9 protein-coding genes and 1 tRNA gene are annotated in these 7875 nt (G+C 71.3%); 7 read left to right on the top strand and 3 right to left on the bottom strand.

Annotated elements, in window-relative coordinates:
- The first annotated feature begins 32 nt into the window (after window positions 1-32).
- Window positions 33-1460: an amidase gene (locus tag AOK11_RS35890; protein ID WP_055597824.1), complete on the top strand. Its 1428-nt coding sequence runs from the start codon at window positions 33-35 to the stop codon at window positions 1458-1460.
- On the opposite strand, the gene AOK11_RS35885 is transcribed toward AOK11_RS35890, so the two are convergent.
- On the bottom strand, window positions 1441-1935 hold the full coding sequence (locus tag AOK11_RS35885) for a DUF3830 family protein (RefSeq protein ID WP_055597827.1): 495 nt from the start codon (window positions 1933-1935) through the stop codon (window positions 1441-1443). The two genes, AOK11_RS35890 and AOK11_RS35885, sit on opposite strands and share 20 nt — an antisense overlap.
- A gap of 97 nt (window positions 1936-2032) precedes the next feature.
- On the opposite strand from AOK11_RS35885, the gene ehuB reads away from it, so the two are divergent.
- The 6 genes from ehuB (at window position 2033) to AOK11_RS35855 (ending at window position 6314) form a co-directional block, all read left to right on the top strand.
- On the top strand, window positions 2033-2959 hold the full coding sequence (gene ehuB, locus AOK11_RS35880; RefSeq protein WP_055597823.1) for an ectoine/hydroxyectoine ABC transporter substrate-binding protein EhuB: 927 nt from the start codon (window positions 2033-2035) through the stop codon (window positions 2957-2959).
- Window positions 2956-3672, top strand: coding sequence for an ectoine/hydroxyectoine ABC transporter permease subunit EhuC (gene ehuC / locus AOK11_RS35875; RefSeq protein WP_055597826.1), 717 nt, complete (start codon window positions 2956-2958; stop codon window positions 3670-3672). The genes ehuB and ehuC overlap by 4 nt, the downstream gene beginning before the upstream one ends.
- Window positions 3672-4322: an ectoine/hydroxyectoine ABC transporter permease subunit EhuD gene (ehuD, locus tag AOK11_RS35870; protein WP_055597822.1), complete on the top strand. Its 651-nt coding sequence runs from the start codon at window positions 3672-3674 to the stop codon at window positions 4320-4322. The genes ehuC and ehuD overlap by 1 nt, the downstream gene beginning before the upstream one ends.
- A gap of 94 nt (window positions 4323-4416) precedes the next feature.
- Window positions 4417-5145: an ectoine/hydroxyectoine ABC transporter ATP-binding protein EhuA gene (gene ehuA, locus AOK11_RS35865; RefSeq protein WP_055597825.1), complete on the top strand. Its 729-nt coding sequence runs from the start codon at window positions 4417-4419 to the stop codon at window positions 5143-5145.
- A 229-nt stretch (window positions 5146-5374) separates the two neighbouring features.
- Complete coding sequence (locus AOK11_RS35860; RefSeq protein ID WP_055597821.1) at window positions 5375-6133, top strand: IclR family transcriptional regulator; 759 nt, start codon at window positions 5375-5377, stop codon at window positions 6131-6133.
- 107 nt (window positions 6134-6240) lie between these two features.
- Window positions 6241-6314: transfer RNA gene (locus tag AOK11_RS35855), tRNA-Lys, on the top strand.
- Window positions 6315-6414: 100 nt separating this feature from the next.
- Here AOK11_RS35855 and AOK11_RS35850 read toward each other — a convergent pair.
- Window positions 6415-7020, bottom strand: coding sequence for a lytic polysaccharide monooxygenase auxiliary activity family 9 protein (locus AOK11_RS35850; RefSeq protein ID WP_055597820.1), 606 nt, complete (start codon window positions 7018-7020; stop codon window positions 6415-6417).
- Between the two features lie 159 nt (window positions 7021-7179).
- Window positions 7180-7875, bottom strand: a 696-nt coding sequence (locus AOK11_RS35845) for an SPFH domain-containing protein (RefSeq protein WP_055597819.1), incomplete at its 5' end; no start/stop codon positions are given.

The following is a 7875-nucleotide window of genomic DNA, read 5'->3' as shown; positions in this document are numbered from 1 at the left end:
CGCCCGGCCCCCCTCACCTCCCGGGAGCGTGGATGACCCAAGGCACCGACCGCACCGCCCTCACGTCCCTCACCGCCGTGCAGCTCCTCGACGGCTACCGCACCGGCGCGTTCGGCCCCGTGGCGGTGACCCGCGCGGCGCTGGAGCGGGCCCGGGAGATCCAGCCGGAGGTGAACGCGTTCGTCCGGCTCTTCCCCGAGCAGGCGCTGGAACAGGCCGCCGCGTCCGAGGAGCGGTGGCGGCGCGGCGAGCCGCACGGGCTGCTCGACGGCGTGCCGGTCACGGTGAAGGACATCCTGCTGCTGCGTGGCGCCCCGACCCTGCGCGGCTCGCGCGCCGTCGACCCGGCGGGTCCCTGGGACGAGGACGCGCCGTCGGTGGCGCGGCTGCGGGAGCACGGCGCCGTCTTCCTGGGCAAGACGACGACCCCCGAGTTCGGCTGGAAGGGCGTGACGGACTCCCCGCTCAGCGGCATCACCCGCAACCCGTACGACCCGGCGCGCACCGCGGGCGGCTCCAGCGGGGGCGCGGCGGCGGCCGTGGCGCTGGGCGCGGGACCGCTGGCGCTGGGGACGGACGGCGGGGGCAGCGTCCGCATCCCGGCGGCGTTCTGCGGAATCTTCGCGCTGAAGCCGACGTACGGGAGGGTGCCGCTGTATCCGGCGAGCGCGTTCGGCACGCTGGCGCACGTCGGCCCGATGACGCGGGACGCGGCGGACGCGGCGCTGCTGATGGATGTGATCAGCGGACCGGACTCCCGCGACTGGTCGGCGCTGGCCCCGGCGCCCGGCTCGTTCCGGCAAGGGCTGGACGGCGGGGTGCGGGGGCTGCGGGTGGCGTACTCGCCGTCGCTGGGCGGGCAGGTGGCGGTGGCGCCGGAGGTCGCGGCGGCGGTACGGCGGGCGGTGGAGCGGCTGGCCGCGCTCGGCGCGTACGTGGAGGAGACCGACCCGGACTTCTCGGACCCGGCGGACGCCTTCCACACCCTGTGGTTCTCCGGGGCGGCGCGGGTGGTGCAGCACCTCACCCGTGAGCAACGAGGGCTGCTGGATCCCGGACTGCGGGAGATCTGCGCCACCGGGGCGCGCCGGTCGGCGCTGGACTACCTGGCGGCGGTCGACGTCCGGATGGATCTGGGCCGGCGCATGGGCCGCTTCCACGACACCTACGACCTGCTGGTCACCCCGACCGTGCCCCGCACGGCGTTCGAGGCGGGCGCGGAGGTGCCGAAGGGGGCCGGCCACCGGCGGTGGACGGGCTGGACCCCGTTCACCTACCCGTTCAACCTGACCCAGCAGCCCGCGGCGACCGTCCCCGTCGGCACCGACGCGGCCGGGCTGCCGATCGGCGTCCAGCTCGTGGCCGCCCGCCACGCCGACGCGCTGGTGCTGCGGGCGGCCCACGCGCTGCACGCGTCCGGGGCGGCCCGGGGGCCGGGACTCACGCCCGCCGGAAGCTGAGGCTCTCCCCCGCCGCGCCCGTGCGCCACAGGTCGTTGCACCCGTCGGCCATCTCCGCCAGGCCCTCGACGACCTGGCCCCAGACGATGCCGGGCACCCAGCCCACGTCGCCGTTCAGCAGCAGGTTGTTGCGCTCGTAGAACAGGGCCAGGTCCACGACCGTGGCGCCGGGACCGACCTCGCGGTCGTAGCCGTAGGCCTTGGTGCCCAGTTCCGCGCCCGCGAAGGAGAAATAGCAGAGATCTCCCGGAATGGGGGTGACCGTCGGATTCTCCAGCGGTGGTTCGGATTCCGCGAAGGGCGGGAAAAGGGCATAGATCTCGTTGCGGGCGTATTTGGCGTGGTAGACGTCGCCGGACAGGGGCAGGTAATCCCAGACGGCCGCGCAGGTGACCGGCGCGCGGTCGTCGAGCAACCGGGCCGTACAGGTGATTCCGCGTTTGACCAGCGAGACCTCGACATATCGGTCCATCATGAAGCCCATCGTCCCGCACCGGTCAAGACCGCCCGACCGCCGAACGGGGCCGAAACCGGCGGGAATAATCGGGTTCGATTCGGGTAGCCGCGCGGCCATGGCTCCACCACTGGGAAAACCACTGAGACGACGCGGGGAAGCGTCCACGCCCGTCGGGCTCTCGCGCCGGTCGCTGCTCGCGGGGGTCGCGGCGCTCGGCGCACTGGGCGCGGCGGGCTGCTCGCGCGTACCCACCGAAGCGAGCACGGGCGGCGGTGACCAGCTCGAACGACTCAAGGCGGCGGGTGTGGTCCGCCTGGGCATCGCCGGCGAGATCCCCTTCGGGTACATCGACAAGGACGGCAACCTGACCGGGGAGGCGCCGGAGCTCGCGAAGGTCGTCTTCAAGCGGCTCGGCGTGGACCGGGTACAGCCCGTGCCCACCGAGTTCGGTTCGCTGATCCCGGGCCTGAACTCGCAGCAGTTCGACGTCGTGGCCGCCGGGATGTACATCAATCCCGAGCGGTGCGAACAGGTCATATTCTCCGACCCCGATTACCAGATGCTCGATTCCTTCATCGTGCGCAAGGGCAACCCGAAGGGGTTGAACAACTACAAGGACGTCGTCGAGAAGAAGGCCAAGTTCGCCACCGGCACCGGGTACGCGGAGATCGCGTACGCGGTCGAGGCCGGATATCCGGAGGGCGACATCCTGATCGTCCCCGACCAGGTCGCCGGGCTGAACGCGGTGGAGGCCGGGCGGGTCGACGTCTTCGCCGGTACGGCGCTCACCACCCGCGAGGTGGTGAAGAAGTCCGCCAAGGCGGAGGTCACCGAGCCGTTCCGGCCGATCGTCGGCGGTGAGCCGCACACCGACGGCGGCGGCTTCGCGTTCCGCCCCACCGAGACGAATCTGCGCGACGCCTTCAACGAGGAGCTGGCGAAGCTGAAGGAGAGCGGCGAGCTGCTGCGGATCCTGCGGCCGTTCGGTTTCACCGAGGACGAGATGACGGATCTGACCGCGAAGGAGCTGTGCGGCGGATGACCTCAGGACTCTGGGACCTCGTCCTCAAGGGCGTCTGGGTCACGATCCAGCTGCTGGTGCTCAGCGGGCTGCTCGCGACCGCGGTCGCCTTCGTGGTCGGCATCGCGCGCACCCACCGGCTGAAGTTCGTCCGCTTCCTCGCGGGCCTCTACATCGAGGTGTTCCGCGGCACCTCGGCACTGGTGATGATCTTCTGGGTGTTCTTCGTGCTGCCCCCGGCCTTCGGCTGGCAGCTGGTGCCGCTGTGGGCGGGCACGCTGGCGCTCGGCCTGACCTACGGCGCCTACGGCGCGGAGATCGTGCGCGGCGCGCTGGCCGCCGTCGACCCGGCCCAGCGCGAGGGCGGTATCGCGCTCAGCTTCACGCCCGCGCAGCGGATGCGGCTGATCCTGCTGCCGCAGGCGGTGCCGGAGATGATCCCGCCGTTCTCCAACCTGCTCGTCGAGCTGCTCAAGGGCACCGCCCTGGTGTCGATCATGGGCATGGGCGATCTGGCGTTCAGCGGCAACCTGGTGCGCCTGGCCCTCCAGGAGAGCGCCGAGATCTACACGTACATCCTGATCATCTACTTCGTGATCGCCTTCCTACTCACCCGGATCATGCGCGGTCTGGAGAAGAAGCTGAAGGCCGGCGTCGGAAAGAAGCCCGTGCCCGAACCGGATCTGGAACTGAAGCGGGCCGAGACGACCGGTGTCGGCGGGGGAGGTGCCTGATGAAGTGGGACTGGAGCGCCGTCTCCGAGTTCATGCCGTACTTCTGGGACGGTCTGCTGGTCACCCTGCAGATCCTGGTCCTCGGCTCACTGATCTCGTTCGTCCTCGGTCTGGTGTGGGCCCTGCTGATGCGGGTGCCGTCCCGCTGGGTGACCTGGCCGGTCGGCGGGGTGACGGAGTTCATCCGCAACACCCCGCTGCTGGTGCAGCTGTTCTTCCTGTTCTACGTGCTGCCCGAGTGGGGGGTGACCTTCTCGGCGCTGACCACGGGTGTCGTCGCCATCGGTCTGCACTACTCGACGTACACGATGCAGGTCTACCGCGCGGGCATCGAGGCCGTGCCGGTGGGCCAGTGGGAGGCGGCGACGGCCCTGAACCTGCCGCTGCGCCGGACGTGGACCGCGGTGATCCTGCCGCAGGCCGTGCGCAGGGTGGTCCCCGCGCTCGGCAACTACGTCATCTCGATGCTGAAGGACACGCCCCTGCTGATGGCGATCACCGTGCTGGAGATGCTCGGTGAGGCCCGCCTGTTCTCCCAGCAGCACTTCCAGTTCACCGAGCCCCTGACGGTGATCGGCCTCGCCTTCATCGTCATCTCCTACCTGGCCTCCCTTGCCCTCCGAGCCCTGGAGCGACGCCTTGTCCACTGACAGCACCCAGCCCAGCACCTCTCCCGTCCCCGGCGCCGGAGCCGAGAAGGCGGCCGACCCGGCGGCCGGCACCGCCCGCGCCGCCGGCAGCGAGCTGATCCGGCTGGAGAAGGTCACCAAGCGGTTCGGGACCAACACGGTCCTCGACGACCTGGACTTCTCCGTGGACGCCGGCAAGCACGTCACCCTGATCGGGCCGTCCGGATCGGGAAAGACGACGATCCTGCGGCTGCTGATGACGCTGCTGAAGCCCGAGGAGGGCACGATCACCGTCGACGGGGAGCAGCTGTTCCCCGCACCCGAGAAGCAGGTCCGCGAGATCCGCAAGAAGATCGGGATGGTCTTCCAGCACTTCAACCTGTTCCCGAACATGACCGTGCTGCGGAACATCACCGAGGCACCGGTCACCGTGCTCGGCCTGTCCAAGGACGAGGCCGAGGACCGGGCGCGGGAACTGCTCGAGATGGTCGGGCTGACCGAGCACATCGACAAGCACCCCGCGCAGCTGTCCGGCGGTCAGCAGCAGCGGGTGGCGATCGCGCGGGCGCTGGCGATGCGGCCGCAGGTCCTGCTCCTCGACGAGGTGACCTCGGCGCTCGACCCGGAGCTGGTCGCGGGTGTCCTGGACGTACTGCGGGACATCGCCCGCTCCACCGACATCACGATGCTCTGCGTCACCCACGAGATGAACTTCGCCCGGGACATCTCCGACCGTGTCCTGATGTTCGACCAGGGCCGGATCATCGAGTCGGCCCCGCCGGAGAAGCTCTTCAGCGAGCCCGAGCACGACCGGACCCGGGAGTTCCTCAGCGCGGTCCTGTGACGGCGGGGCGATGTCGGGGGGCGGGCGGCCTCCGGAGCGGGCGGCCTCCGGGGCAACGCCCGAGGTCCACGCGCCGGGACATCCCCTTGGCATATGCCCGTGGACCGGCACCGCAGTTGGGGGAGCCGCAATCTCGTCAACACCCGCTCCCCGAAAGCCGCTTGACGGCTATCGTGGAGAGGATTCGCTGACCGGACTGCGGCACCATGAGCGAGCGCAGGGGGAAACCGTGGCGCTGAAGCACAAGCCGACCGCCCCGCACCACTCGGTCCAGGACGCCCTGCGCGTCCTGGACACGGTGGCGCGGCACACCACCGGAGTCACCGACACCCAGCTCGCCCGCGAGACCGGCCTCGGCCCGGAGCGACTGACCACGCTCCTGTCGATGCTGCGCCGGGAGGCCTACGTGGAGCAGAGCGCCGACGCCACGTACGTCGCCGGGGAGGCCTTCGCCCGCCTCGGCTCGGCCCAGGAACACGAAGCGGCGCTGCACGGCAAACTCCAGCGCACCCTGGACCGGCTCCGCGACCGTGTCGGCGCCGCCGTCTACATGAGCCGGTACGTGGACGGCGAGGTGGAGGTCACCCAGTACGCCGCCGGGCCGGCCGCCCCGAAGGTCCACGAGTGGGTGGACTTCCGCGACGCGGCCCACGCCACCGCCATCGGCAAGAGCCTGCTGACCCAGCTGGACCACAACGGCCGGCGCGAGCATCTCGCCCGGCACCGGACGGTCCGGCTCACCTCGCGCACCATCACCAGCGACAAGGTGCTGCTCTCCCGGCTGGCGTCCCATCCGCCCACGGTGCCGGTGCTCGACCTCCAGGAGTACGCGATCGGCACGGTCTGCGCGGCCGTCCCGGTCACCGCCGGTTCCTCGGTGGGCTGCCTGGCCCTGTCCCTGCCCGTCGAGCACGCCCACCGCCTGCGCCAGGCCGCCGACGCCCTCAACCGCAACGCGGCTCCGGTGCTGCTGTCGCTGGTGATCTAGGCAGCGGGCGCCGGGAGGCGCCGGGCCGGCACGCGGTCGGAAGCACCCCTCGGGAGCGGGTAGTATTTTCCGCGTCGCCGACTGCGGAAGCGGACGGCGGGAGTCACGCGCCGCTAGCTCAGTTGGTTAGAGCAGCTGACTCTTAATCAGCGGGTCCGGGGTTCGAGTCCCTGGCGGCGCACAGTGAAGGGCCTCTCGCGGAAGCGGGAGGCCCTTCGTCGTGCCCGGCCGGGGAGCAGCGCCGGGGTGCGGCGCCGAACGGGCGACGCCGGGGAGCGGTGTCAGAAGGTGACGTCCGAGCAGGCGTAGAACGCGTTGGTCGTGTCGGCGACCGACCACACCGCGAGGATGACGTGGCGCCCGCTCAGCCCGGACGGGATCGTGCCGCTGTGCGAGAGCGTCTGCGGCGGGCGCTGCCCGTTGTAGGGCACCTTCAGGAACGGGGTGAGGTTGAGGTCGGACCGGGCCAGGTTGTGGTTCTGGTTCCAGCCCGGCTTGGTGATGTAGTACGAGAAGTCGCTGGTGGCGTGCATGGCCGTGAACTGCCACCGGAAGGTGTAGTTCTGGCCGCCCGACACCCTGGTGGTCGGCCAGGCGCCGCCCGAGGGCGTCTTCGGGCTGTCGAGCTGGGCGAACCGCGTGTTGTTGGCCGAACAGAGCTGACCGTCGGCGGCGCCGGAGCCGGGGAAGCCCTTCGGGCCCTCGACGCTCTGCGGCTCCCACTGGATGGAACCGCAGTTGGTGACGCTGCCGTTCTGGCAGAGCTTCTGTCTGCTGATGGGCAGATCGGTGTAGCCGTGGCTGCTGGCGCCGCCGGAGGAGAGCACGAGCGCTCCGGTCGTGGCCAGCCCCACCGCGGCTGCGTACAGCTTGGTCTGTGTGCGCATGCTGCCGCTCCTGGGGAACGTGGGGGGAGTTTCGGTGAGCTGGTGCAGGTAGGTCTAGACCAAGTCTCAGATTAGGGCTGCCGCTTGATCATGTCCATACCAATAACGCAGCCCGTTCGGCGCCTCCCCGCACCCGGCCCGGCCCGGCCGCGGCACGTTCTACGGCTCCGTCTCCCCCCGCCCCGCGCAGAACGCCACCGTCAGGTCCTTCACCAGCACCTTGCGCTCGTAGTCGTCCAGGTCCACCAGGCCTCGCAGGGTCAGCCGGGTCACCGTGTCCTCCACCGAGTCCACGACCGAGGTGAGCGCGCTCGCCCGCTGCCGGGCGTCCAGCTCGGCGATCAGGCGCCGGTGTATGGCGGCGGCCACCTCGGGGGCGTACTCCACCCGGACCGGCCGCACCGCGAACACCTCGATCCCCACCGGGCCGGCGTCCGCCGCGACCAGCCGGGTCAGCGCGTCCTGCGCCGTGCCCGCCGTACCGCTCGGCTCACCCGGCGCCTCCACCCGGACCCGGAGCAGCGCCGCCTCGACGCACTCGCGCACGTACCTCTCGTGGTCCTCGACGCCCAGGGCGGCCCGCGCGGTGTCGCGCACCCGCCACACGACCAGGACGACCGCCCGCAGCGCCACCCCACCGCGGTCGGCCGCCTGCATCGGCTCACTGCGCCAGTGGCGCAGCCGCACGTCGACCCGGCGGCGCAGCAGCAACGGGTTCACCCACAGCAGGCCGGTGCGCCGGACGGTCCCGCGGTAGCGGCCGAACAGACCGAGCACCCAGGCCCGCCCGGCCCGGCCGCGCGCCAGCCCGCCGAACCCGAACAGGCCGAGGGCCCCGGCCGCCGCGTACGCCGC

Source organism: Streptomyces hirsutus, from assembly GCF_001418415.1.
In the GTDB taxonomy this organism is placed as follows: Bacteria; Actinomycetota; Actinomycetes; order Streptomycetales; family Streptomycetaceae; genus Streptomyces; species Streptomyces hirsutus.
The sequence above is the reverse complement of the archived record's forward strand: the minus strand, read 5'-3'. Positions and strand labels throughout refer to the sequence as shown.

Coding starts and splice junctions, on each gene's coding strand:
- AOK11_RS35850 (WP_055597820.1), bottom strand. CDS start 7,020: ATGCGCACACAGACCAAGCTGTACGCAGCCGCGGTGGGGCTGGCCACG.
- ehuB (WP_055597823.1), top strand. CDS start 2,033: ATGGCTCCACCACTGGGAAAACCACTGAGACGACGCGGGGAAGCGTCC.
- AOK11_RS35890 (WP_055597824.1), top strand. CDS start 33: ATGACCCAAGGCACCGACCGCACCGCCCTCACGTCCCTCACCGCCGTG.
- ehuD (WP_055597822.1), top strand. CDS start 3,672: ATGAAGTGGGACTGGAGCGCCGTCTCCGAGTTCATGCCGTACTTCTGG.
- AOK11_RS35885 (WP_055597827.1), bottom strand. CDS start 1,935: ATGATGGACCGATATGTCGAGGTCTCGCTGGTCAAACGCGGAATCACC.
- ehuC (WP_055597826.1), top strand. CDS start 2,956: ATGACCTCAGGACTCTGGGACCTCGTCCTCAAGGGCGTCTGGGTCACG.